The sequence below is a fragment of the Pulveribacter suum genome, assembly GCF_003013695.1.
Taxonomy (GTDB): domain Bacteria; phylum Pseudomonadota; class Gammaproteobacteria; order Burkholderiales; family Burkholderiaceae_C; genus Melaminivora; species Melaminivora suum.
On record NZ_CP027792.1, the window covers coordinates 2,943,431 to 2,967,556 of the forward strand.

The following is a 24,126-nucleotide window of genomic DNA, read 5'->3' on the forward strand; positions in this document are numbered from 1 at the left end:
CTGCCCCATTCGGTCAGTCGGCTGCGGGCTGCGGCAGCACGCGCCAGGCGCGCAGCACGGCGGGCGTGCGGCGCAGGTTGCGCAGCGCCGCCTCGACGTGGGCCAGGTCGCGCACGGCCACGACGAAGCGCAGCTCGGTGGTGGCCATGGCGTCATCCATGTCTATGCGCACGATGTCGGCCTCGGAGCTGGTCAGTTCGGAGGCGACGCGCGCCAGCACGCCCTTGGCGTTGTTCACCGTGACGGTGATGCCGGCTTCGAAAAACCGTGTCGGCTCGTCGGCCCAGTCCACTGCGATGAAGCGCTCGGCGTCCTTGCGCTGCAGGCGCTGGGCCACGCCGCAGCGGGCGTGGTGCACCACCAGGCCCTCGCCCCGGCCCAGGTAGCCCACGATGGGGTCGCCCGGCACAGGCCGGCAACAGGGCGCGTACTGGATGGAGGCACTCTCGCTGCCATCCAGCATGATGCCGCCTTGCGATACGTTCTCGTGCGCGGCATAGCGCTCGCGGCTGAGCAGCACCGCATCAGGGCGCAAGCCGCTTTCGGCCAGCAGTCCCACCAGCCGCTTGGCCACGATGCCCGCCACGCGCCGGCCCAGGCCGATGTCGGTCAGCAGTTCGCCATGGCTGCGGCTGCCGGTGAAGCGCAGCAGCCGCTCCCACAGGACGGGATGGCTCTGCGCATCGGGAAGTTGCTCGATGCCCTCGGCACGCAGCGCCTGGCTGAGCAGCTTCTCGCCCAGCCCGGCGGACTCGCTCTGCGCCAAGGTCTTCAGGTAGTGACGAATCTTGGAGCGCGCCCGCGCCGTGCGCACGAAGCCCAGCCAGGCAGGGTTGGGCCGCGCGCCCTGCACGGTGGTGACCTCCACCACGTCGCCGTTCTTCAGTTCGGTGCGCAGCGACACCTGCTCGTTGTTGATGCGCGCGGCCACGGTGCGGTCGCCCACATCGCTGTGGATGGCGTAGGCAAAGTCCACCACGGTGGCGCCGCGCGGCAGCGCCAGGATCTGACTCTTGGGCGTGAAGACATAGACCGCATCGGGAAACAGGTCCACCTTCACGTGGTCCCAGAACTCGGCGGCGTCGCGCGTCTCGTTCTGGATGTCCAGCAGCGACTGCAGCCACTGCGTACCCATGCGCTCCTCGCCCGTGCCCGCAGCCTCCTGCGCCTTGTACAGCCAGTGCGCCGCAACGCCCGCCTCGGCGACGATGTGCATCTCCTCGGTGCGTATCTGGAACTCCACGTTCAGCCCGGCCGGGCCCACCAGCGTGGTGTGCAGCGACTGGTAGCCGTTGAGCTTGGCGATGGCGATGTGGTCCTTGAACTTGCCCGGCACCGGCTTGTAGGTCTGGTGCAGCACGCCCAGCGCCGTGTAGCAGTCCAGGATGGAGCGCACCACCACCCGAAAGCCGTGCAGGTCGATGACCTGGGCAAAGCTCAGGTGCTGGTCGCTCATCTTCTGATAAATGGCGAACAGGGTCTTGTCACGTCCCGCCAGTCGCACCGGCATGCCGACACGGGCAAAAGCGGCGTCCACCTCCGTATGCATCTTCTGCACGCTGTCGCGACTGCGGTTGCGGCTGCGGGTGACGGCTTTGGCCAGCGTCGCATAGCGCCAGGGGTGCAGGTGCCGGAACGACAGATCCTGCAGTTCGCGGTAGGTCTGGTTCAGCCCCAGCCGGTGGGCGATGGGGGCATAGACCTCCAGTGTTTCGGAGGCGATGCGGCCCCATTTGGCGCGCGGCATGTCCGACAGCGTGCGCATGTTGTGCGTGCGGTCGGCCAGCTTGATGAGGATGACACGCACGTCGCGCGCCATGGCCAGCAGCATCTTGCGAAAGGACTCGGCCTGGTTTTCCTCTCGGGTGTTGAACTGCAGCTTGTCCAGCTTGGTCAGCCCGTCCACCAGCTCGGCCACCGGGGAGCCGAAGCGCTCGACCAGATCGGCCTTGGTGATGCCGCAGTCTTCCATCGCGTCGTGCAGCAGCGCTGCCATGAGCGCCTGGGTGTCGAGCTTCCAGGTGGCGCACAGCGCGGCGACCGCGATGGGGTGGGTGATATAGGGCTCACCGCTGCTGCGCAGCTGGCCCAGGTGGGCCTGGTCTGCGTAGCGGTAGGCCTGGCGCACCTGCTCGACCTGAACTTCGTCCAGATAGTCCAGCTTCTCCAGCAAAGCGGCAAAGCTGGCGGCAGCGGCGTTGGCTGCCGCCGGCCCGGCTGCCACATCGGGCACCGCAGCCTTGTCAGTCAATACCGCATTCTGGGAAGGAGCCATAGCCTTGCAACTATAGCGCCGCATCCAGATGCCTGTGCGGCGGCACGCCCCCTGTCCATGGCATGCCCATAAAAAAAGCACCGCCGGGCGGTGCTTGTGCGCTGGCGCGGGCCGATCAGCCCGGCACTTTTTTCAGCATCTCCAGGCCCACCTTGCCGGCCGCGATCTCGCGCAGCGCAGTGACGGCCGGCTTGTTGCGGCTGTCGATCTTGGGCGTGTGGCCCTGGCTGAGCATGCGGGCGCGGTAGGTGGCGGCGAGCACCAGCTGGAAACGGTTGGGGATCTGCTCGAGGCAGTCTTCCACGGTAATGCGGGCCATGGTCTTCTCCAGGGGATCGGTGTGTGTCAGGGGATGTCGAGCGAGGCGAAGGTGTCGGCCCGGGCGCGGCGCTGGGCGATGAACTTCAGCCGCTGGGCGTGGACGATGGTTTTCAGGTCGAAAAGCGCCCGCTCGAAAACTTCATTGATTATAACGAAATCGAATTTGCCGGCCTGGGCCATCTCGCGGGCGGCGTTCTTCAGGCGCATCTCGATCACCTCGGACGAATCCTCGCCGCGCCGCTCCAGGCGCGAGCGCAGCTCTTCCCAGCTGGGCGGCAAGATGAAGACCAGCACGGCATTCACGAAGGCCTGCTTGATCTGCAGCGCGCCCTGGTAGTCGATCTCCAGCACCACGTCGGCGCCCTGGGCCACGCGCTCTTCGATGGCGCGGCGCGAGGTGCCGTAGCGCCGGCCATGCACATTGGCCCACTCCACGAAGCCGTTGGCAGCCACCATGGCGTCGAACTCCTGCTCGGAGGCGAAGAAATACTCGCGCCCGTGCTTTTCCTGGCCGCGCGGCGCGCGCGTGGTGTGCGACACCGAGGGCTGTACGTGCGAGTCCACCTCCATCAGCGCCTTCACCAGGCTGGATTTCCCTGCCCCGCTGGGGGCCGAGACTACGAAGAGATTTCCGGGATAGTCCATAGGGGGTCTGCGGCGGGCGCTATCAAAACAGGATTATTACTCGACGTTTTGCACCTGCTCGCGCATCTGCTCGATCATCACCTTCATGTCTACGCCGATGCGCGTGAGCTCCATGGTGGCCGACTTGGAACCCAGGGTGTTGGCCTCGCGGTGCAGCTCCTGGATGAGGAAGTCCAACCGCTTGCCGACCTCCCCGCCCTTGTCCAGCAACCGCGTGATTTCGTCCAGGTGCGCGGCCAGCCGGGTCAGTTCCTCGGCCACGTCGATGCGGATGGCGAACGCCGTGGCCTCGGTCAGGGCGCGCTCCTGGGCAGCCTCGGGCACGGCCGCGCCTTCGGCCAGCTGCATGGCTTCCTTCCAGCGTTCCATGAAGCGCAGGCGCTGCTGCTCGACCAGGCGGGGCACCAGCGGGCCGGCCTGGCGGGCCAGCTCGGCCAGCTGGGCCAGGCGGTCGCGCAGCATGGCCACCAGGCGGGCGCCTTCACGCTCGCGTGCGGCCGTCAGCTCGTCCAATGCACCGCGCGCCAGCTCCAGCAGCGCCGGGCCCAGGTCCTGCTGCGGCGCGCCGGCACCGGCGCTCAGGCGCAGCGCGTCGGCCACCGACAGCGGCCGCGCGCCTGGCAGCTGGGCCTGCACGGCAGCCTGCACCTGGGCCAGGCGGGCCAGCAGCGGCGCTGCCGGCTCGGTCAGGGATGCCCCCTCGCCCCCTTCGACGAAGGCGCGCACCTCCACCTTGCCGCGCTTGAGCCGCCCCGTCAGCAGCGCACGCAGCGCCGGCTCCTGGGCGCGCAGCTCTTCGGACAGGCGGAACGTCAGGTCCAGGAAACGGCTGTTGACCGAGCGGATTTCAAGGCCCAAGCGGCGCCCTGCGCCGGCACCTTCGGCCCCCGATGCTGGGGCCTGCAGCTGTGCGCTGGCGTAACCGGTCATGCTGTAAACTGCCATGGGATTTCTCGGTGGGTTCGTTGCCTGCAAACCGGCGATTATCCGGCCTCCAGCCACCGCCCGCGTTCTCTTCGCTCCTGCCTCATGTCAAAAACCAAGCCGGCTCCCCTGCCCCCCGGCACTGTCCTGGGCGGCTATCGCGTGGTACGCCGACTGGCCTCCGGCGGCTTCGGCGTGGTCTATCTCGCGCTCGACCCCGAGGGCCAGCAGGTCGCCCTGAAGGAATACATCCCCGCCTCCCTGGCCACGCGCGAGCCGGGCGAGCTCTTGCCCAAGGTGCCGCCGGAAAAGCTCTCGCTGTACCGCCTGGGCCTGAAAAGCTTCTTTGAAGAAGGCCGCTCGCTGGCGCAGATCTCGCACGCCTCGGTGGTGAGCGTGCTCAACTTCTTCCGCGAAAACGAGACGGTCTATATGGTGATGAACTACCTGGAGGGCGGCACCCTGCAGGACTTCATCATCACCGCGCGCGACCTGAAGGCACAGAAGGTCTTTCGCGAGTCCACCATCCGCTCGCTGTTTGACGAGGTGCTGCGCGGCCTGCGCGTGGTGCACCAGCACAAGATGCTGCACCTCGATATCAAGCCGGCCAACGTCTTCATCACCGACGACAACCGCTCGGTGCTGATCGACTTCGGCGCCGCGCGCGAGGTGCTGTCCAAGGAAGGCAACTTCATCCGTCCCATGTACACGCCCGGCTTTGCCGCGCCCGAGATGTACCGGCGCGACTCGCAGATGGGCCCGTGGACGGACATCTACGCCATCGGCGCCTGCATCTACGCCTGCATGCAGGGTTTTCCGCCCAACGAGGCGCCGCAGCGCCAGGACAAGGACCGCCTGGCGCTGGCGCTGAACAAGCTGCGCGGCGTGTATTCCGACAACCTGATCGAGGTGGTGGAGTGGTGCATGGCGCTGGACCCGATGTCGCGCCCGCAGTCGGTCTTTGCGCTGCAAAAGGAGCTTTCGCGCGAAGGCGAGCGCCGCTATACCCGCCTGTCGGTGGGCGAGAAGATGCGCATGCAGCTGGACACCCTGGTCTCCGACACCAAGAAGAACGTGCAGAAGGTGGGCGAAGCCACCGGACTGGGCGTGCGTCCCAAATGAAGTTCTCCGTCTTTCAGATCAGCCGCCGCGGCGGGCGCGAGAAGAACGAAGACCGCATGGGTTACTGCTACACCCGTGAGGCCGGCCTGTTCGTACTGGCCGACGGCATGGGCGGGCACCCGCAGGGCGAGCTGGCGGCGCAGATCGCCATCCAGACCGTCTCGGCCATGTTCCAGCGCCAGGCGCGCCCGGCGCTCAAGAGCGTGCCGGACTTCCTCACCTCGGCCCTGCTGGCCGCGCACCACCAGATCCTGCGCCACGGCAGCCGCCAGGACCTGCCCGACACCCCGCGCACCACGCTGGTGGCCGGCGTGGTGCAGGACGGGCGCGCGCAGTGGATTCACTGCGGCGACTCGCGCCTGTACCTGGTGCGGGACGGCCAGGTGCTGCTGCGCACCCGCGACCACTCCTACCAGGAGCTGCGCAACGCCGCCATTCCCGGCCTGGAGCGGGTCAACCGCAACGTGCTGTTCACCTGCCTGGGCTCGCCCACCAAGCCGCTGTTCGACGTCGCGCCGCCCCTGCTGCTGGAGCAGGGCGACCGCATGCTGCTGTGCTCGGACGGCCTGTGGGGCACGCTGGACGACGAGACCATCGCCCGCCAGCTGTCGCGCCAGGCCGTCGCGCACGCCGTGCCCGACCTGGTGGAAGACGCCCTGCGCAAGGCGGGCAGCGCCAGCGACAACGTCACGGTGGTGGCCATGGAGTGGGAGACGCCCGACGCCTTTGAGACCACCCAGGGCGTGTCCACCGAGGACATCCAGGACGACGTGTTCGCCTCCACCATCCAGTGCGAGCCGCTGGACGGCTTCGACGACGAGCTGGACGACCTGGACGACGAGGCGATCGAGCGCTCCATCGCCGAGATCAACGAGGCCATCCGCCGCTCTGCGGAAAAGAAGCTGTAAGAGGCAGCGGGGCGGGCGCGCGCCGCCCGGGCCGCCGAAGAAGGAAGACCCCATGACGTTCGAACGCAGCGGCCGGCGCGCCGCAGACCAGCTGCGCCCGGTGCGCATCACGCGCGGCTACACCATGCACGCTGAAGGCTCGGTGCTCATCGAGTTCGGCCAGACGCGCGTGCTGTGCACCGCTTCCGTCGAAGAGCGCGTGCCCCCGCACCGCCGCGGCACGGGCGCCGGCTGGGTGACGGCCGAGTACGGCATGCTGCCGCGCGCCACCCACACGCGCAGCGACCGCGAGGCCGCGCGCGGCAAGCAGACCGGGCGCACGCAGGAGATCCAGCGCCTGATCGGGCGCAGCCTGCGCGCCGTGTTCGACCTGGCCGCCTTGGGCGAGCGCACCATCCACCTGGACTGCGACGTGCTGCAGGCCGACGGCGGCACGCGCACGGCCGCCATCACCGGCGCCTGGGTGGCCGCGCACGACGCGGTGGCCACGCTGCTGGCCTCGGGCAAGCTCGCCGCCTCGCCCCTGACCGGCGCGGTCGCCGCCGTGTCCGTGGGCATGGTGCAGGGCGCGCCGCTGCTGGACCTGGAATACACCGAGGACGTGGCCTGCGACACCGACATGAACGTGGTGATGACCGGCACCGGCCACTACGTGGAGGTGCAGGGCACGGCCGAGGGCGCGGCCTTCTCGCGCCCTGAGCTGGACGCGCTGCTGTCGCTGGCCGAGGCCGGCATCGCCGACCTGATCGCCCTGCAGCGCCAGGCACTCGCTATCGTTTGAATAGCTGCTGGCGCTTGATGGGCAAGCGCTGCAGCCCTTTTTGACCATATCTTCATGCAACTGGTTCTCGCCTCCAACAACCGCGGCAAGCTGGCCGAGCTGCAGGCCATGTTCGCCCCGCTTGGCGTGCAGCTGATCGCCCAGGGCCAGCTTGGCGTGGGCGAGGCCGAGGAGCCCTTTCACACCTTCGTGGAAAACGCCCTGGCCAAGGCCCGCTTCGCCGCCGCCCACACCGGCCTGCCGGCCCTGGCCGACGACGCCGGCCTGTGCGTGCAGGCGTTTGGCGGCCAGCCGGGCGTGCAGACCGCCTACTACGCCACCCAGTTCGGCTATGACAAGGGCGACGCCAACAACGTGCGCGCGCTGCTCGAGCAGATGCAGGGCCTGGATGACCGGCGCGCCGCCATGGTCAGCACGCTGGTGGCCGTGCGCAGCCCGGCCGACCCGGAGCCGCTGATCGCCGTGGGCCGCGTGGCCGGCGAGATCGCCCGCGCGCCGCGCGGCAGCGGAGGCTTTGGCTTCGACCCGGTCATGGTGCTGCCCGAGCTGGGCAAGACCTTTGCCGAGCTGCCCGCCGACGAGAAGAACGCCCGCAGCCACCGCGGCCGCGCCGCCCAGCTGATGCTGGCGCTGATGCGCGAACGCTGGCTATGAAAAGGTGAGCTGCCAGCGCTTGTCCAGCAAGGGATTCAATGGTTTTTATACCGCAAACCCTTGGCAACCAAGCGCCAGCAGCTATGATTTTATGAGCGCCGCATGACCATCCCCATCACCCCCGCGGCCGATCCCGCCCCGCGGCGCGACGTGCTGCACTACATGCGCCCGGGCCTGCTGCAGCTGACCAGCCTGCCCCCGCTGGCGCTCTACGTGCACATCCCGTGGTGCCTGCGCAAGTGCCCGTACTGCGACTTCAACTCGCATGAGGCCCGCGCCGGCGCAGGCGGCCTGCCCGAGCAGCGCTACATCGACGCCCTGGTCGCCGACCTGGAGGCCGCGCTGCCCCTGATCTGGGGCCGCACCGTGCACAGCATCTTCATCGGCGGCGGCACGCCCAGCCTGTTCGCGCCCGAGGCCATCGACCAGCTGCTGGCCGCCATCCGCGCGCGGCTGCCGCTGGCGCCGGGCTGCGAGATCACGATGGAAGCCAACCCCGGCACCTTCGAGCGCGAGCGTTTTCGCGCCTACCGCGGCGCCGGCGTCACGCGCCTGTCGATTGGCGTGCAGAGCTTCAACGACACCCACCTGGCAGCCCTAGGCCGCGTGCATGACCGCGCCCAGGCCCTGGCCGCCGTGCAGGAGGCGGCCGAGGCGTTCGAGACCTTCAACCTGGACCTGATGTACGCCCTGCCCGGCCAGACGCTGGCGCAGCTGGAAGACGACGTGCACACGGCGCTCGCGCACGCGCCGCCGCACCTGTCCATCTACCACCTGACGATCGAGCCCAACACCTTCTTCGCCAAGCACCCGCCCGCCGGCCTGCCCGAGGACGACGACGCCTGGACCATGCTGGACCGCATCACCGAGCTCACGGGCGCGGCGCAGATGCAGCGCTACGAGGTCTCGGCCTATGCGCGCGACGGTCACCAGTGCCTGCACAACCGCAACTACTGGCAGTTTGGCGACTACCTGGGCATCGGCGCGGGCGCGCACAGCAAGCTCAGCTTTGCCCACCGCGTGGTGCGCCAGGTGCGCTTTCGCGATCCGCAGCGCTACATGGCCCAGGCGCTGGCGGGCAACGCCATCGCGCAGGACGTGGACGTGCGCCGCGCCGACCTGCCGTTCGAATACATGCTGGGCGCGCTGCGCCTGCGCGAGGGCTTCGCCCTGGCGGACTTCACCGGCCGCACCGGTCTGCCCCTGACGGCCATCGCCCAGGGGCTGCAGCAGGCCGAGCAGCAGGGCCTGGTCGGGCGCGACAGGGACCGCGCCTGGCCCACCGAGCGGGGGTTTGATTTCCTGTCGGACCTGCAGGCGCTGTTTCTGCCCGACTGAGCCTTTCGCAGCAGCGCGCTGGTGGACTTTAGCCGCAGCGCGCCGCCGTCACCTTGCCGGCGCCGTCCACCTGCAGGTTCAACCGCTCGCCGTTGAACTCCATGGTCACCGCCTGGTCTGGGCGCAGGATGCGCGCCATGCGCGCGCCGGCGCGCACCCGCGCCTCCTCCACCACCTTGGCCGTGCTGCTGCGCCCCACCGCCCACTGCGCGCCCTGCGCGTCGCAGGTGCTGCCCACGGGCGCCGTGCTGGCGCCAATCGGTGCGGGCGCGGGCGCCGCCGGCGCGCCGGAGCCGCTGCCGGGCAGGCTGATCGACGAGCACCCGGCCAGCAGCGCCAGCGCCGCACCGGCCACCATTTTGTTCATCCACTGCGCATGCATCGCCATGCTGGCTCCTTCGGTCATGAAAAAGGCCCGGACCTTAGCGCGCCGCCCGCGGGACGGGGGTCACCACAGGTAACAGCGGGTGGTCATTCAGCCCCCTTCTCGGCGGCGGGCGCCGCATCCAGGCCGAGCGCACGGATCCGCGCCGCGGCCGCATTGGCCTCGGCGGATGCGGCAAACGGGCCCACCCGCACGCGCTGCAGCCGCCGGCCGTCGGCGGCCGTCACCTCGTGCACGGCTACCGGCAGGCCGGCGCCCCTGAGCCGCGCGTGCGCACGCCGGGCGTTGGCGGGCTCGGCGAACAGGCCGACGTTGACGTAGAGACGGCGGGCCGCCTCAATTGGCGCGCTGGCCTGGGCCTTGGCCTGCTTGCTCGCCGGCCGCGGCGCGGGCTTGCTCACCGCAGCGCTGGCCTGGCGCGCGGCCGGCACCGACACCGGCGCAGGAGCGGGCGCCGGCTCGGCAGCGATCACGGCAGGGGCGCTTGCAGATGCCTCGGCCTGTGTGGCGGAAGCGGGTGGCCGGGCGCTGGGGGTGGGCTCTGCGGCAGTGAGCTCTGCGGCGATGGGTTGTTCGGCAGCGGGCTGTTCACCAGCCGGCTCGTCAACAGGCGGCGGCGCCTGCTCAGGCCCGGCTTTCGGCAAGGGCGCGGAGGCAGCGACGGCGGGCGGGGCTGTCATCGGGCTCAGCCCCTCTTCACCGCCCTGCGGCCGCAGCAGATAGACCACGGCCACCACCGCCATGAGCAGCGCCAGGGCCGCGCCGCCGCCCGCTACGGCAACCAGCCGCGACCGATCGGCGGCGCGCCGCTCCAGCAGGGCAATGGCCTCGAGCATGGTGGGCGCGACCTCGACAGCAGCGGCCACGTGCCGGCGCACTTGCCGGTGTGCCAGCGCATCGCCATACAGGCCCGGCACGGCAAAGGCCAGCAGCACCAGGGCCAGCATCAGCCCGGCCAGCACCGGCGCCGGCAGCGCCTGCCCGCCAAAGGCCAGGGCGCCCAGCAGCAGCGCCAGCACCAGCAGCCCGGCCAGATAGACCAGCAGCTCGCCCCACAGCCGCCTGAAGATCATCCAGCCCAGCGTGCAAAAGGCCGCCGCGCCGTTCCAGCCGGGCAGCACGCGCTCGGTAGCGTCCATGCGCGCGAAGGCGGCCAGGTAGTGCTCCGTCGAGCCCAGTGGCCCCAGCGCCGCGCGGTACAGCGCCATCGTCATGCTGGTGGGCGCCGCCACGCCCTTGGCGGCGTCGCCGGAGTGCGTCGCGTACGCGGCGTGGGCAGTGCTGGCGTGCATGCGCGGCATTCTGGCATGCACCCCAGGCAGGTAAATAGGGTTAGCAAGGAGGCCGGATGGGCAGCGGAAAAAAGCAAAAGCCCGCCATCTGTTGCTCGATGGCGGGCTTTTTCTGTCCGGTTTGGTAGGGCGTGCTGGGCTCGAACCAGCGACCAAGGGATTATGAGTCCCCTGCTCTGACCAACTGAGCTAACGCCCCGGGGTGCCGATCACGGCGGGCGCTATTGTAAGAGCGCGTTTACGATCTCCGCGCGAAGGGGTGCGGGATGCGGATCGGGATGGACTGCGAGGCGCAAACCGCAGCGATAGCGGGTGCTATCGCGAGGATTTGCAACGAAGTGGGCCGCCCGAGGCCGCGACTGCACACCCGCGCGGAAATCGCAAACGCGCTCCAGATCCTCACTTGCGGTGGCTCAGGGCGTTGGAGACCAGCTTGGAGGTGATATCCACGATCTGGATCATGCGGTCGTAGGCCATGCGCGTGGGGCCGATCACGCCCAGCGTGCCCACCACCTGGCCGTCCACCTCGTACGGGGCGCTGACCACCGACAGCTCCTCGAACGGCACGATCTGGCTTTCGCCGCCGATGAAGATGCGCACGCCCTCGGCGCGGCTGGAGATGTCCAGCAGGCGCAGGATCTGCGTCTTTTGCTCGAACAGGTCGAAGGCGCGGCGCAGGTGGCCCATATCGCTGGAAAAGTCGCTCACGGACAGCAAATTGCGCTCGCCGGAGATCACCACCTCCTCGCGCGACGCGCTCATCGCCTCGGTGCCGGCGCTCACTGCCGCCTGCATCAGGTCGGCAATCTCGCCGCGCAGCTGGTCCACCTCGCCCTTGAGGCGCTCGCGCACCTGCTCCATGGCGAGACCCGCGTAGTTGGAGTTCAGGAAATTGGCCGCCTCCACCAGCTGCGACGAGGAGTAGTCCACCTCGGTGAAGATGACGCGGTTTTGCACATCGCCGTCGGGCGAGACGATGATGACCAGCAGGCGCCGCTCGGACAGGCGCAAAAACTCGATATGGCGAAACACCGAGGCGCGCCGCGGCGCCATGACCACGCCGACGAACTGCGACAGGTTGGACAGCAGGTGCGCGGCGTTGGCGATCACCTTTTGCGGCTGCTCGGGCATGAGCTGCAGCGCCGGCAGCTCGCCCTTTTGCACCGTAAGCATGGTGTCCACGAACAGGCGGTAGCCCTTGGCGGTGGGGATGCGCCCGGCGGAGGTGTGCGGGCTGACGATCAGGCCAAGTTCTTCCAGATCAGCCATCACGTTGCGGATGGTGGCGGGCGACAGCTCCAGCCCCGAGGCACGCGACAGCGTCCGCGAGCCGACAGGCTGGCCTTCGGCGATGTAGCGCTCTACCAGCGCCTTGAGCAGCACCTTGGCTCGGTCATCCAGCATCGCGTCATTTTAGTGATGTAATTTCCACCCAATGATGCCCATCTTCCGCCGCGTCGCAGTCATCGGCAAATACCAGCGCCCCTCAGCCACGACGGCTGCCGAGGGCTCGCGCGAGGTCATCGACGGCATTGCGCAGTTCGTCACCGCCCAGGGCTGCGAGCTGGCGCTGGAGTCCGAAACCGCCGAGCTGCTGGGCCTGGGCCACTACCCCACGCTGGACGTGGAGGGCATCGGCCGCCAGTGCGACCTGTGCCTGGTGGTGGGCGGCGACGGCACCATGCTGGGCGTGGGCCGGCGCCTGGCCAGCTTTGGCACGCCGCTGGTGGGCATCAACCAGGGCCGGCTGGGCTTCATCACCGACGTGCCGCTGGACAGCTACCAGGACGCGCTCATCCCCATCCTGCACGGCGAATACGAAGAGGACGTGCGCCCGCTCATGCAAGCCTGCGTGATGCGCGGCGGCGTGTGCGTGTTCGAGGCGCTGGCCCTCAACGACGTGGTGGTCAACCGCGGCTCCACGTCGGGCATGGTCGAACTGCGTATCGAGGTGGACGGCGTGTTCGTTGCCAACCAGCGCGCCGACGGCCTGATCGTCGCCTCGCCCACCGGCTCCACGGCGTACGCGCTGTCGGCCGGCGGGCCCATGCTGCACCCGTCCATTCCCGGCTGGGTGCTGGTGCCGATCGCGCCGCACACGCTGTCCAACCGGCCCATCGTGCTGTCTGATGCGGCCGAGGTGGCCATCGAGGTAGTGGGCGGGCGCGACATCAGCGCCAACTTCGACATGCAGTCGCTGGCTTCGCTGCAGCACGGCGACCGCATCCTGGTGCGCCGCTCGGCGCACCGCGTGTGTTTTTTGCATCCGCGCGGCTGGAGCTACTTTGCGACCTTGCGCAAGAAGCTGCGCTGGAACGAGGGAGGTTCCTGACCATGGCCCTGAGGCGTATTGCGCTCTCGGACTTCGTGATCGTGCGCGCGCTGGAGCTGGACCTGCAGGGCGGCTTCACCGTCCTGACGGGCGAGACGGGCGCGGGCAAATCCATCTTGATCGACGCGCTGCAGCTGCTGCTGGGTGCGCGCGCAGACACCGGCGTGATCCGCGAGGGCGCGCAGCGCACCGACATCAGCGCCGAGTTCGACCCGGGCGGCCCGCCGGCGCTGGCCGCCTGGCTGAACGAGGCCGGCATCCAGGCCGAGGACACGCTGCTGCTGCGCCGCACCATCGACACCGCCGGCAAGAGCCGCGCCTGGATCAACGGCACGCCCGTCACCGCCACGCAGATGCGCGCGCTGGGCGACCACCTGCTGGACATCCATGGCCAGCACGCCTGGCAAAGCCTGACCCGGCCCGAGGCCGTGCGCACGCTGCTGGACGCCTACGCCGGCGTGCAGGGCCAGCCGCTGGCGGCGCCCTGGGCCGCCTGGCGCGATGCGCAAAAGACGCTGGCGCATGCCCGCGCGGCGCAGAACTCGCTGGCGCAGGAGCGCGAGCGCCTGCAGTGGCAGATCGGCGAGGTGGACAAGCTCGCGCCCGCCGAGGGCGAGTGGGAGGAGCTCAACGCCCAGCACGCGCGGCTGTCCAACGCGCAGGCGCTGATCGACAACGCCCAGGCCGCGCAGGCGCTGCTGGAAGGCGGCGACAGCGACGACGGCGGCGCCCTGAGCGCGCTGGCCCAGGCGCAGGAGCTGCTGCAGGGCTACGAGCAGGTGGATGGCGACTTCCGCTCCATGGCCGAGGTGTTGACCTCCTGCCTGGCGCAGGCCGGCGACGTGCTGCACTCGCTGCAGGCCTACCTGCGCCACGCCGAGCCCGACCCCGACCAGCTGGCCCAGCTGGACGCCCGCGTGGCCCAGTGGCTGCAGCTGGCACGGCGCTACCGCCGCACCCCCGAGGAGCTGCCCGCCCTGCTGGCGGGCTGGAAGGACGAGCTGCACCGCCTGGAAGTCGCCGCCGATCTGGCCGCGCTGGAGGCCGCCGAGCAGCGCCACGGCCAAGCCTACCGCCAGGCGGCGCGCCGCTTGAGCGAGCAGCGCGCGCAGGCCGCGCCGCGCCTGGGCGCGGCCATCACCCAGGCCATGCAGGGCCTGGGCATGACCGGCGGGCGCTTCGAGGTGCGGCTGGAGGACGGCGAGCCCGGCCCGCACGGCACCGACCAAGTGGCGTTCCTGGTCAGCAGCCACCCGGGCATGACGGCGCGGCCCATCGGGCGCGTGGCCTCGGGCGGCGAGCTCTCGCGCATCGCGCTGGCCATTTCGGTCACCACCAGCGAGCTGGGCGAGGCGCCCACGCTGATCTTCGACGAGGTGGATTCGGGCGTGGGCGGCGCCGTGGCCGAGACCGTGGGCCGACTGATGCAGCAGCTGGGCCGCGCGCGCCAGGTGCTGGCCGTCACCCACCTGCCGCAGGTGGCCGCCTGCGCCAACCACCATTTGGTGGTGGCCAAGCACAAGGGCGCGGCCGAGACCCGCAGCACCGTCGCCCCGGCCGAGGGCGAAGCGCGTGTGGCCGAGCTGGCGCGCATGCTGGGCGGCCAGCAGCAGTCGCCCACCACGCTGGCGCACGCGCGCGAGATGCTGCAGGGCGCGGCGGTCCAGCCGCCCGCGCCCGCGCCCGCGCCGGCACCGCGCGCCGCGCGCAGAAAGCAGCAGCCCGCGCCATGAAGCAGCTGGACGTCACCGTCATCACCGGCATGGCCGGCTCGGGCAAGTCCGTGGCGCTGCATGCGCTGGAGGACGCCGGCACCTACTGCGTGGACAACCTGCCGCCTGAGCTGCTGGCCAGCCTGCTGGCACTGGAGCACGCCCACCACGGCCACCGCGTGGCCGTGGCCATGGACGTGCGCAGCGCCACCGCACTGCCCCTGGTGCCGCGCCAGCTGGAGCTGCTGCGCCAAAGCGGCGTGGCCGTGCGCTCGCTGTTCCTGGATGCCTCCACCGACACCCTGGTGCGGCGCTTTTCCGAGACGCGCCGGCGCCACCCGCTGTCCAACAAGGCGCTGCTGGACGGCCAGCACGCCCTGGTGCAGACCATCGAGCTGGAGCGCGAGCTGCTGGCCGAGCTGCGCGAGCAGTCGCACGTGATCGACACCAGCACGCTGCGCCCGGCGCAGCTGCTGGGCTATGTGAAGAGCCTGCTGCCCGTGTCCACGGACCGGCTGACGCTGATCTTCCAGTCGTTTGCCTTCAAGCGCGGCATTCCCATGGATGCGGACTATGTCTTTGACGTGCGCATGCTGCCCAACCCGCACTACGAGCCGCCGCTGCGCGCGCTGACCGGGCGCGACGCGCCGGTGGCCGAGTTCCTGCGCCAGCAAAGCGAGGTGGAGCGGATGCAGTCGCACATCGCCCAGTTCCTGGACCAATGGCTGGACGCCATGGTGCGCAACCACCGCAGCTACGTCACCGTGGCCATCGGCTGCACGGGGGGGCAGCACCGCTCGGTGTACCTGGTGGAGCAGCTGGCGCAGCGCTACGCCGGGCAGTGGAACACGCTGCTGCGCCACCGCGAGCTGGACGGGCTGAAAGCGCAGCCTTGAGCGCAGGCACGCAGGCGCTACTTTTTTGGTAGCTGCTTGCGCTTGCTGCACGCCGTTTTCAGCTAAAAAACTACCGCAAAACGGCGCCAGTCAAGCGCTGGCATCTATCAATTTTGCAGGCCGCCGTCCTGCGCCAGCCGCTCCAGCAGTGTGCGGATGGGCGCCGGCAGCCCCAGGGCGCGCCACTGCGCGGGTGCGAACCAGCCGCCGGGCGACTCGTCCTCTTGCGCCTGCGCTGCGGCGCCAGGCTGCGCTGGCGCCAGCACCGGGTGCAGGTGCAGGTCGCGGTGGGTCAGCACATGGACGAACGCCGGCAGCTCCTGCAGCGGCCCGGCCGGCGCCGCGTCCATCAGCGCCTGATGGCTGTCGAAGTCCGGCGGGCAGTACAGCCCGGCCCAGATGCCCGCGTCCGGGCGCCGCTGCAGCCACACGCGCCCGGCGGCGTCGCGCTGCAGCAGCAGCCACCAGCTGCCGGCGCTGCGCTTGAGCTTGCGGGTGCGCACCGGGTAGCGTTCGGGCTCGCCCTCGCGGCGGGCCACGCAGACGTCCTGCAGCGGGCACAGCATGCAGCTGGGCTTGCGTGGCAGGCAGATGCCCGCGCCCAGGTCCATCAGGCCCTGGGTGTAGCGCGGCATGGCCTGCAGCAGGTCCTCGCGCGGCAGCAACTCTTCGGCGCGCTGCCACAGCGCGCGCTCGCTGGCAGCCTGCGCCAGGTCGTCGCCAAAGCCCAGCACGCGGGTGAGCACGCGGCGCACGTTGGCGTCCAGGATGGGCGCGCGCTCGCCAAAGCAGAACGCCGCAATCGCCCCGGCCGTGGAGCGCCCTATGCCGGGCAGCGCGGCCAGCTGCTGCACGCTGGCAGGAAACTGCCCGCCGTGCTGCTCCACCACGATCTGCGCGCAGCGGTGCAGGTTGCGCGCGCGGCTGTAGTAGCCCAGGCCGCTCCACAGCGCCAGCACGTCGTCCTGCGGCGCTGCGGCCAGCGCCTGCACGTCGGGAAATCGATCCAAAAAACGCTGGTAGTAGCCCAGCACCGTGGCCACCTGGGTCTGCTGCAGCATGATTTCGGACAGCCACACGCGGTACGGGTCGCGCGTGTTCTGCCAGGGCAGGTGGTTGCGTCCGTGCGTGGCCTGCCACTGCACGACGCGGGCGGCGACGTCCGGCGCTGCGGCGCCGCGCCCGCCTGCCGCGGGCGCGCTCATGCCGACAGGGGCATGGGCTCGGTGATGTCGATGTCCGGCTCCTGCAGCGCGGCCGCCGCCTCGGCCTGGGCGGGCGTTTGCGTCAGCGCGCCCGTCAGGCCCCCCAGGCGCTCCTGGAGACCGCTCAGCTCGCGCTCGCCGTCCTCGATCTCCGCGATGCGGTCCACCAGGCTGTTGGCCGCCGTCTGAATGCGCTCCACCGCTTCGATGCGCCGGGCAAAGCTGCGCTTGCGCTCGCGCAGCTGGGCGTCCAGCTGGGAGGTGGCCGTCTTGCTCCACTGCTCCAGCTCGTTGGCCGCGTTTTCAAAGACGGTGCGCAGGCGCAGGCCCAGGGCGCGCAGCAGGCGCTGCGAAAACTCGGGCTGCGTCAGCCGCAGCGCATTGCCCATGCCCACGTACTGCAGGTGGCGCTGCTCGATGGCCATCAGATCCTGCTCATACGACGCCAGCTGCGGCGCCGGCGGCACCTGCAGCGAAAAGCCGTATTCGGCGTTCAGCTGGCGGAAGGTGCCGCCCAGCATGGCCTGGATCTCGATGCCCGTGGCCTGCGCGGCCTGCACGATGGCGCGCAGGCGCGTGAACGTCTCGCCATAGACGCGGCGCACGCCCAGCTTCAGCCCGGCGGGGGTGAGCGCATCCGACAGCGCCGCCAGCTCGGCCTTGAGCGAGCGAGCGCCCAGTTGCTGAAACAGCTCGCGCAGCATCTTCAGGTGCACCATGCGCAGCGCCTGGATGCGCGCGGCGCTGGCCTCGAACTCGCGCTGCTCCGCCTCGATGCGGCTGCGCATGGCGTCGATCACGGTGGTGTTCTTGCCGCGCAGGCTGCGCAGCTCCAGCATCTGGTCGTCCAGGTCGCGCCGGCGCACGTTGATGGCGCGCTGCACCTGCTCGTGCAGCGCCGTCACGCCGGCCGTCACGGTGGCGCGCAGGATGGCCTGGCGCCGCCCGACCACGCCTTCAGCCAGCGCTTCTTCCAGCAGCGGCAGGCCGCTGGCCTCCAGCAGCACGTCGTCGCACTGGATCTTGGCCACCAGGCCCTTTTGCGCCGACACGGGCACCACGCGCTCGAGCGGCACGCCCAGCATCTCGGCCGAGGTGACGCGCTGGCGCTCCAGCTGCGCCTGCACCTGCGAGGGCGAACTGAGCGAGTCCCACAGCGTGTCGATCTTGTTGAGCACCACCAGGCGCGCGTCCTGCGCGCCTTCCATGCCGCCCAGGTGGTCGCGCCAGATGGACAGGTCCGAGCGCGTCACGCCCGTGTCTGCCCCCAGGATGAAGACCACCGCGTGCGCCTGCGGGATCAGGTTGATGGTCAGCTCGGGCTCGGCGCCCACGGCATTCAGGCCGGGCGTATCCAGGATGACCAGCCCTTGCGCCAGCAGCGGGTGCGGGATGTTGATGAGGGCGTGGCGCCACAGCGGCACCTCCACCAGGCCGGCGGCGTCGGGCACGGGGTTGTCGTCCTCGGCGTCGTCGTGCCAAAAGCCCAGCGCGCGCGCCTCCTCCACCGTCACGCGGCGCACCTGCGAGACGCGCTCCAGCGCGCCGGCCAGCTGGGCCGGGTCTTCCATGTCCAGCAGTACTTCGGTCCAGCGGTCGGTGCGAAGGCGCCATTCAGCCAGGCCCGGCGACTGCAGGCGCGTCTCGATGGGCAGCAGCCGCAGGCTGGGGGCGCTGCCGCTCTCGTAGCCCAGCTCGGTCGGGCACATGGTGGTGCGCCCGGCGCTGGCCGGCATGATGCGCCGGCCGTAGTCGGCGAAAAAGATGGCGTTGATCAGCTCGGACTTGCCGCGCGAGAACTCGGCCACGAAGGCGACCACCACCTTGTCGCGCCGCACCTGCTCTTCCAGGCGCTGCACGCGCTCTTGCACGGCGGCGTCCATGAGGTCGTGCGATGCCAGCCACTGGCCCAGCTGTTGGAGCTGCTGGGCAAAGGCCCGCCGCCATGCCCCGTGCTGGTCGAACTGTTCGTTGAATGAAGGTATCACTGCGCTTGGAGGGCAATCAAGAAGAAGGCGGCGCGCCAGGGCGCCGGCGCGCGAGGCGCTTGCCGGCGCAATATAGCACCGCCCTTCGGCGTGGCTAGGAGCGCTGGCAGCGAGGGCAGAAGTAGGTGCTGCGCTGGCCCTGGCGCAGCAGGCGGATGGGCGTGCCGCAGCCGCGGCAGGGCTGGCCTTCGCGGCCATAGACGCTGGCCTCCAGCTGGAAGTGCCCGGCCGCGCCGTCGGCATTGGCAAAGTCGCGCAGCGTGGAGCCGCCGCGCTCCACGGCCCGCGCCAGCACCTGGCGGATCGCCTCATGCAGCCGACGCGCACGCTGCGGCCCGATGCGGTTGGCCGCCAGCGTGGGGCGTATGCCGGCCAGGTGCAGCACCTCGCTGGCGTAGATGTTGCCCACGCCCACCACCAGCTTGCCACCCAGCAGCAGCTGCTTGATGGGCGTGCGGCTGGCACGCAGGCCGGCCAGGAAGGCATCGAAGTCGAAGGCGGCCTCGTCCAGCGGCTCCATGCCCAGACTGGACAGCAGCTTGCGCGCCCGCTCGTCCTGCTCGTGCGGCGCCCACACCACGGCACCGAAGCGGCGCGGATCGTGCAGGCGCAACACGCCGCGGTCGGTCAGCAGGTCAAAGTGGTCATGCGGGCCCGGCGGCGGCAGACCGCGGGCAAAACGCAGGCTGCCGGACATGCCCAGGTGCAGCAGCAGCAACCCTTCGTCCAGGTCCAGCAGCAGGTATTTGCCGCGCCGGCGCACGCCCAGCACGCGCCGCCCGGCCAGCAGGCCGGGTTCGCAACCCAGCGGCCAGCGCAGTGGTTTGCCCAGGGCTGCACCCTGCACGGTGGCGCCCGCGATGGCGTCGCCGAAACTGCGGCGCGTGACCTCTACCTCGGGCAGTTCAGGCATGCGATTGGGTGTCGAAAAGTGCAGGTGGAAACAAGGCCTGGCGGCCGGCAAAAGCCGCCCCGGGCTTGGATTATTATGGGCCGATGGTCCTATCTCACCACCGCCTCAGGCCCTTTGCGCTGGCCTGGCTGCTGGCCGCAGGCGCGTTGCCTGCCGCTCTGGCCCAGTCCGCCGCGCCGCAGGATGTGGTGCCGGCCCCGCCCGCAGAGGTCGAGGACGCAGAGCATCCCCTGGCTGCCAACGACACCGCGCTGACCGCCGAGCTGTTCTACGAGCTGCTGATGAGCGAGATGACCGCCGGCAACGGCGACGCGGCCACCGGCTACGCGTTGATGCTGGACGCAGCGCGGCGCAGCAACGACCCGCGCCTGTACCGCCGTGCCAGCGAACTGGCGTTGCAGTCGCGCTCGGCCGAAGCGGCGCTGATCGCCATCCACGCCTGGAACGCGGCCTACCCCGACTCGCGCGAGGCCAACCGCTACCTGCTGTACGTGCTGGTCACGCTCAACCGGGTGAACGAAAGCGCCGAGCCGCTGGCCAAGGAAGTGGCGCGCGCGTCCACCCGCGAGAAGCTCTCCATCGTCCGCGCGCTGCCCCAGCTGTACGCGCGGGCCAGCAACAAGGCTGGTGCCGCCCGCGTGGTCGAGCAGGCGCTGCAGGGCGAGTTGAAGCACCCCGCCCTCGGCGCCGCCGCCTGGACCACTATAGGCCGCATGCGCCTGACGGCCCAGGACAAGCCCGGCGCCCTGCAGGCTGCCCGCAGCGCGCTGGAGCTGGACCACACGGACGACGGGGCGGCCATGCTTGCCGTGCAGCTGCTGGACGAGGGCAGCACGGACGCCGAGGCCCTGCTGGCGCCCTACCTGGCCGCCACCCCGTTGCCCGAGGTGCGCATGGCCTACGCGCGCCAGCTGCTGCAGTCGCAGCGCCTGGCCGACGCGCAGGTGCAGATCGATGCGGTCACGCAGGAGCGCCCCGATGCCTCCGAACCGTGGCTGATCCAGGCGTCCCTCAAGCTGCAGTCGGGCGAACTGGCGGGTGCCGATGCGGCGCTGGAGCAATTCACCACGCTGCTGCAGGAAGTGCCACCCAGCGAGGCACGCACGCGGGCGCTGAACCAGGCCTGGCTGATGCATGCCCAGGTCGCGGAAAAGCGCGGCGACTTCGCCCAGGCCGAGGCCTGGCTGGAGCGCGTTGATGGCGGCGCGCAGTCGCTGGCCGCCCAGGTGCGGCGCGCCTCGCTGCTGGCGCGTCAGGGCAAGCTCACCCAGGCGCGGGCCCTGATCCGCGCCACGCCCGCCCAGACGGCCGAGGAGGAGCGCCTGAAGTGGCAGGCCGAAGCCCAGCTGCTGCGCGACGCTGGCGACTACCAGCAGGCCTATGAAATGCAGGCCAAGGCTGTGGCGCTGGCGCCGCAGGACAACGACCTGGTCTATGACCAGGCCATGCTGGCCGAAAAGGCCGGCCGGCCGCAGGAGGCCGAGCGGTTGCTGCGCGGCATCATCGCCCGCAAGCCCGACTACCACCACGCCCTCAATGCCCTGGGCTATCTGCTGGCCGACCGCGGCGAGCACCTGACCGAGGCGCGCACCCTCATCAAGAAGGCGCTGGGGCACGCGCCTGATGATCCCTTCATCACCGACAGCCTGGGCTGGGTGGAGTTTCGCCTAGGCAACCGTGAGCGTGCCGCAAGCTTGCTGCAGCAGGCCTTCAAGACGCAGCCCGACGCCGAGATCGCCGCCCACCTGGGCGAGGTGCTGTGGAGCCTCAAGCGCCGTGAGCAGGCGATGGATGTCTGGCGAGAAGGGCAGCGCCTCAACAGCGACAACGAGACCTTGCGCGAAACGCTCAAGCGCCTGGGGGTCACCCTGTGAGCGTGCGCCCCGTGCGCGCGCCCGAAAGGGCGCGGCTGGGCCTGGCGGTGCTGGCCGCCGCCTGGCTGGCCGGTTGCGCCAAGCCCCCGCGCCCGGCAGAAGGCGAAGACCGCGCGGACCGTTGGAGCGGGCGCTTGGCCGTGCAGGTGGACGACGCCGCGGCGCAGTCCTTCAGCGCCGGCTTCGTGCTGTCCGGCTCGGCCCGCGAGGGCACGCTCACGCTCTACAACCCGCTGGGCAACACGCTGGCCGAGCTTGGCTGGCAGCCCGGCCGGGCCCTGCTCAAGACGGGCGGGCAACTGCGTGAATCACCTTCGCTGCACGACCTGGTACGCGAGCTCACGGGCACCGAGCTGCCGATCGAAGCCCTGTTCGGCTGGCTGCACGGCCAGGCCGTGCAGGCCTCGGGGTGGCAGGCCGACCTGTCGCGCCTGACGGACGGCCGGCTGGTGGCCACGCGCCATACGCCCGCGCCGCAGGCCGTGCTGCGTCTGGTGCTGGAACGCTGAAGGCCCATGCGCGCGCTGCACGACGTGCCGGCTCCGGCCAAGCTCAACCTGTTTTTGCACATCACGGGCCGCCGCCCGGACGGCTACCACCTGCTGCAGTCGGCCTTCATGCTGCTGGACTGGCAGGACACGCTGCATTTCGAGCGCCGCACGACCGCCAGCGCCCTCACCCGCAAGGACCTGGGTGCACCGCTGCCGGCGGACGACCTGTGCCTGCGCGCCGCCCGGGCGCTGCAGCGCGCCACCGGCTGTACCCAGGGCGCGCACATCACTGTGGACAAGCGCATACCGGCGCAAGCCGGCATGGGCGGGGGCTCGTCGGACGCGGCCAGCACGCTGCTGGCGCTCAACCGCCTGTGGGGCCTGGGCCTGACACGCGCGCAGCTGCAGGCCATCGGCGTGGAACTGGGCGCCGACGTGCCGTTCTTTTTGTGCGGCAGCAACGCCTGGGTCGAGGGAATCGGTGACATAATCTTGCCTCTTGAGTTGCCGCAGGCTCTCGAATCCGCACACTTCGTGGTGGTCAAGCCCGAAGCCGGACTGGATACAAAAACAATTTTTTCCAGTCCCTTTCTCAAGCGTGATTCAGAGCGTGCTACAATCTTGGACTTTGCTGCAGCGCCCAAAAGTTTCGGAAGAAACGACCTGCAGCCAGTCGCCCAGGCGCTGTGCCCCGAAGTCGAACAAGCCATCGAGTGGCTTGCCGCCAAGGGGCTTCAAGCCCGGATGACCGGCTCGGGAAGCGCGGTGTTTGCACAAGTGGCACATGCGGTTGACCTGCTCGATGCACCCGCAGCATGGCAGGTTCGCATGTGCAAAAGTCTTGGGGTTCATCCGCTCGGCGGCTGGGCTCAAGATTGAAAGATATGGGGTTTTCTGGCCACGCCAGGGGACCTGTGTAGGGGAGTCGCCAAGTTGGTCAAGGCACCGGATTTTGATTCCGGCATGCGAGGGTTCGAGTCCTTCCTCCCCTGCCAAATTTCTTCAGTCCCTCACGGGACGTGACATCAGCCGAGTTGCTCATGCAAGCCAATCACCCTGATTTCATGGTTTTCACGGGCAATGCCAATCCGGCGCTGGCCTCCGAGATCGCTCAGAACATGGGCACCAGCCTGGGCGCAATTGACGTGGGCCGGTTCTCCGACGGCGAAGTCATCGTCGAGATCAAGCAGAACGTGCGTGCCCGCGACGTGTTCGTGGTGCAGTCCACCTGCCAGCCCACCAACGAAAACCTGATGGAACTGCTCATCATGGTCGATGCGCTCAAGCGCGCCTCGGCCGAGCGCATCAGTGCCGTCATTCCCTACTTCGGCTACGCCCGCCAGGACCGCCGCCCGCGCTCCACCCGCGTGCCGATCTCGGCCAAGGTCGTGGCCAACATGCTGCAGGCCGTGGGCGTGAACCGCGTGCTGACCATGGACCTGCACGCCGACCAGATCCAGGGTTTCTTCGACATCCCGGTGGACAACATCTACGCTTCGCCGGTGCTGCTGGGCGACCTGAACCAGAAGAAGTACGACGACCTGATCGTCGTCAGCCCCGACGTGGGCGGCGTGGTGCGCGCCCGTGCGCTGGCCAAGCAGCTGGGCTGCGACCTGGCCATCATCGACAAGCGCCGCCCGAAGGCCAACGTGTCCGAGGTGATGCACGTGATCGGCGAGGTCGAGGGCCGCAACTGCGTCGTCATGGACGACATGATCGACACCGCCGGCACGCTGGTCAAAGCCGCCGAGGTACTCAAGGAGCGCGGTGCGCAAAAGGTCTATGCCTACTGCACGCACCCCATCTTCTCCGGCCCGGCCATCGAGCGCATCGCGGGTGGCTCGGCGCTCGACGAGGTGGTCGTCACCAACACCATTCCCTTGAGCGACGCCGCCAGGGCGTGTTCCAAGATCCGCCAGCTGTCCGTGGCACCGCTGATCGCCGAGACGATCCGGCGCATCGCCAAGGGCGACTCGGTCATGAGTCTGTTCTCGGAGCAGGCGTAAACGCCCAGTCTTCAGAACACAACGCAGGCCCCGCCCCTTCCATGGGACCGGGGCCGTTTTCAAC

At 69.7% G+C, this 24,126-nt stretch carries 22 protein-coding genes and 2 tRNA genes; 13 read left to right on the top strand and 11 right to left on the bottom strand.

Annotated elements, in window-relative coordinates; genetic code table 11:
• Positions 1-13: 13 nt before the first annotated feature.
• The 4 genes from C7H73_RS13450 to C7H73_RS13465 form a co-directional block, all read right to left on the bottom strand.
• Positions 14-2,275, bottom strand: a complete 2,262-nt coding sequence (locus C7H73_RS13450; protein ID WP_106847114.1) for a RelA/SpoT family protein — start codon at positions 2,273-2,275, stop codon at positions 14-16.
• A gap of 115 nt (positions 2,276-2,390) precedes the next feature.
• Positions 2,391-2,594, bottom strand: coding sequence for a DNA-directed RNA polymerase subunit omega (gene rpoZ / locus C7H73_RS13455; RefSeq protein ID WP_106847115.1), 204 nt, complete (start codon positions 2,592-2,594; stop codon positions 2,391-2,393).
• A gap of 26 nt (positions 2,595-2,620) precedes the next feature.
• Positions 2,621-3,241: a guanylate kinase gene (gmk, locus tag C7H73_RS13460; protein WP_106847116.1), complete on the bottom strand. Its 621-nt coding sequence runs from the start codon at positions 3,239-3,241 to the stop codon at positions 2,621-2,623.
• 36 nt (positions 3,242-3,277) lie between these two features.
• Positions 3,278-4,171 (bottom strand): YicC/YloC family endoribonuclease, encoded by an 894-nt coding sequence (locus C7H73_RS13465; protein WP_106847117.1) that lies wholly within the window; start codon positions 4,169-4,171, stop codon positions 3,278-3,280.
• 99 nt (positions 4,172-4,270) lie between these two features.
• Between C7H73_RS13465 and C7H73_RS13470 the strand changes: the two genes are divergently transcribed.
• The 5 genes from C7H73_RS13470 to hemW all read left to right on the top strand — a co-directional run bounded on the left by C7H73_RS13470 (position 4,271) and on the right by hemW (position 8,968).
• Positions 4,271-5,287, top strand: coding sequence for a serine/threonine protein kinase (locus tag C7H73_RS13470; RefSeq protein WP_106847118.1), 1,017 nt, complete (start codon positions 4,271-4,273; stop codon positions 5,285-5,287).
• The gene (locus C7H73_RS13475) at positions 5,284-6,195 is read left to right on the top strand and encodes a PP2C family protein-serine/threonine phosphatase (RefSeq protein WP_106847119.1); all 912 of its coding nucleotides are present in this window, start codon (positions 5,284-5,286) and stop codon (positions 6,193-6,195) included. Before C7H73_RS13470 ends, C7H73_RS13475 begins: the two co-directional genes overlap by 4 nt.
• A 52-nt stretch (positions 6,196-6,247) precedes the next feature.
• Positions 6,248-6,976, top strand: coding sequence for a ribonuclease PH (gene rph, locus C7H73_RS13480; protein WP_106847120.1), 729 nt, complete (start codon positions 6,248-6,250; stop codon positions 6,974-6,976).
• A 54-nt stretch (positions 6,977-7,030) separates the two neighbouring features.
• Entirely contained in the window at positions 7,031-7,630 is a 600-nt protein-coding gene (gene rdgB / locus C7H73_RS13485) for an RdgB/HAM1 family non-canonical purine NTP pyrophosphatase (protein ID WP_106847121.1), read from the top strand.
• Positions 7,631-7,732: 102 nt separating this feature from the next.
• A complete protein-coding gene (gene hemW, locus C7H73_RS13490; protein WP_106847122.1) occupies positions 7,733-8,968 on the top strand; it encodes a radical SAM family heme chaperone HemW in 1,236 nt (411 codons plus the stop codon).
• A gap of 28 nt (positions 8,969-8,996) precedes the next feature.
• Here hemW and C7H73_RS13495 read toward each other — a convergent pair whose 3' ends face one another.
• From C7H73_RS13495 to hrcA, 4 genes are all read right to left on the bottom strand, one after another.
• The gene (locus tag C7H73_RS13495; RefSeq protein ID WP_227001352.1) at positions 8,997-9,374 is read right to left on the bottom strand and encodes an I78 family peptidase inhibitor; all 378 of its coding nucleotides are present in this window, start codon (positions 9,372-9,374) and stop codon (positions 8,997-8,999) included.
• Positions 9,375-9,439: 65 nt separating this feature from the next.
• Positions 9,440-10,645: an SPOR domain-containing protein gene (locus C7H73_RS13500; RefSeq protein WP_227001353.1), complete on the bottom strand. Its 1,206-nt coding sequence runs from the start codon at positions 10,643-10,645 to the stop codon at positions 9,440-9,442.
• A gap of 122 nt (positions 10,646-10,767) precedes the next feature.
• Positions 10,768-10,844: transfer RNA gene (locus C7H73_RS13505), tRNA-Ile, on the bottom strand.
• A 200-nt stretch (positions 10,845-11,044) separates the two neighbouring features.
• Positions 11,045-12,049 (bottom strand): heat-inducible transcriptional repressor HrcA, encoded by a 1,005-nt coding sequence (gene hrcA, locus C7H73_RS13510; protein ID WP_106847124.1) that lies wholly within the window; start codon positions 12,047-12,049, stop codon positions 11,045-11,047.
• A gap of 31 nt (positions 12,050-12,080) precedes the next feature.
• On the opposite strand from hrcA, the gene C7H73_RS13515 reads away from it, so the two are divergent.
• From C7H73_RS13515 to rapZ, 3 genes are read left to right on the top strand one after another with little or no spacing between them, the layout of a single operon-like run.
• Positions 12,081-12,977 (top strand): NAD kinase, encoded by an 897-nt coding sequence (locus C7H73_RS13515; protein WP_106847125.1) that lies wholly within the window; start codon positions 12,081-12,083, stop codon positions 12,975-12,977.
• Between the two features lie 2 nt (positions 12,978-12,979).
• The gene (gene recN, locus C7H73_RS13520) at positions 12,980-14,710 is read left to right on the top strand and encodes a DNA repair protein RecN (protein ID WP_106847126.1); all 1,731 of its coding nucleotides are present in this window, start codon (positions 12,980-12,982) and stop codon (positions 14,708-14,710) included.
• On the top strand, positions 14,707-15,585 hold the full coding sequence (rapZ, locus tag C7H73_RS13525) for an RNase adapter RapZ (RefSeq protein WP_106847127.1): 879 nt from the start codon (positions 14,707-14,709) through the stop codon (positions 15,583-15,585). Before recN ends, rapZ begins: the two co-directional genes overlap by 4 nt.
• Positions 15,586-15,692: 107 nt before the next feature.
• Here the strand turns inward: rapZ and mutY are convergent, their stop codons facing one another.
• From mutY to mutM, 3 genes are all read right to left on the bottom strand, one after another.
• Positions 15,693-16,790 (bottom strand): A/G-specific adenine glycosylase, encoded by a 1,098-nt coding sequence (gene mutY, locus C7H73_RS13530; RefSeq protein ID WP_106847128.1) that lies wholly within the window; start codon positions 16,788-16,790, stop codon positions 15,693-15,695.
• On the bottom strand, positions 16,787-18,778 hold the full coding sequence (locus tag C7H73_RS13535) for a dynamin family protein (protein ID WP_106847129.1): 1,992 nt from the start codon (positions 18,776-18,778) through the stop codon (positions 16,787-16,789). Before C7H73_RS13535 ends, mutY begins: the two co-directional genes overlap by 4 nt.
• Before the next feature lie 94 nt (positions 18,779-18,872).
• Positions 18,873-19,691 carry a bifunctional DNA-formamidopyrimidine glycosylase/DNA-(apurinic or apyrimidinic site) lyase gene (gene mutM, locus C7H73_RS13540; RefSeq protein ID WP_106847130.1) on the bottom strand — a complete coding sequence of 273 codons (819 nt, stop codon included), beginning with the start codon at positions 19,689-19,691 and terminating at the stop codon, positions 18,873-18,875.
• Between the two features lie 83 nt (positions 19,692-19,774).
• Between mutM and C7H73_RS13545 the strand changes: the two genes are divergently transcribed.
• From C7H73_RS13545 to C7H73_RS13565, 5 genes are all read left to right on the top strand, one after another.
• Positions 19,775-21,565, top strand: a complete 1,791-nt coding sequence (locus C7H73_RS13545) for a tetratricopeptide repeat protein (RefSeq protein ID WP_227001354.1) — start codon at positions 19,775-19,777, stop codon at positions 21,563-21,565.
• Positions 21,562-22,074 (top strand): outer membrane lipoprotein LolB, encoded by a 513-nt coding sequence (locus C7H73_RS13550; protein ID WP_227001355.1) that lies wholly within the window; start codon positions 21,562-21,564, stop codon positions 22,072-22,074. The genes C7H73_RS13545 and C7H73_RS13550 overlap by 4 nt, the downstream gene beginning before the upstream one ends.
• Before the next feature lie 6 nt (positions 22,075-22,080).
• Positions 22,081-22,935 carry a 4-(cytidine 5'-diphospho)-2-C-methyl-D-erythritol kinase gene (ispE, locus tag C7H73_RS13555; RefSeq protein WP_106847132.1) on the top strand — a complete coding sequence of 285 codons (855 nt, stop codon included), beginning with the start codon at positions 22,081-22,083 and terminating at the stop codon, positions 22,933-22,935.
• A 39-nt stretch (positions 22,936-22,974) separates the two neighbouring features.
• Positions 22,975-23,051: transfer RNA gene (locus C7H73_RS13560), tRNA-Gln, on the top strand.
• Positions 23,052-23,096: 45 nt separating this feature from the next.
• Positions 23,097-24,062, top strand: a complete 966-nt coding sequence (locus C7H73_RS13565) for a ribose-phosphate pyrophosphokinase (RefSeq protein ID WP_106847686.1) — start codon at positions 23,097-23,099, stop codon at positions 24,060-24,062.
• Positions 24,063-24,126: the final 64 nt, after the last annotated feature.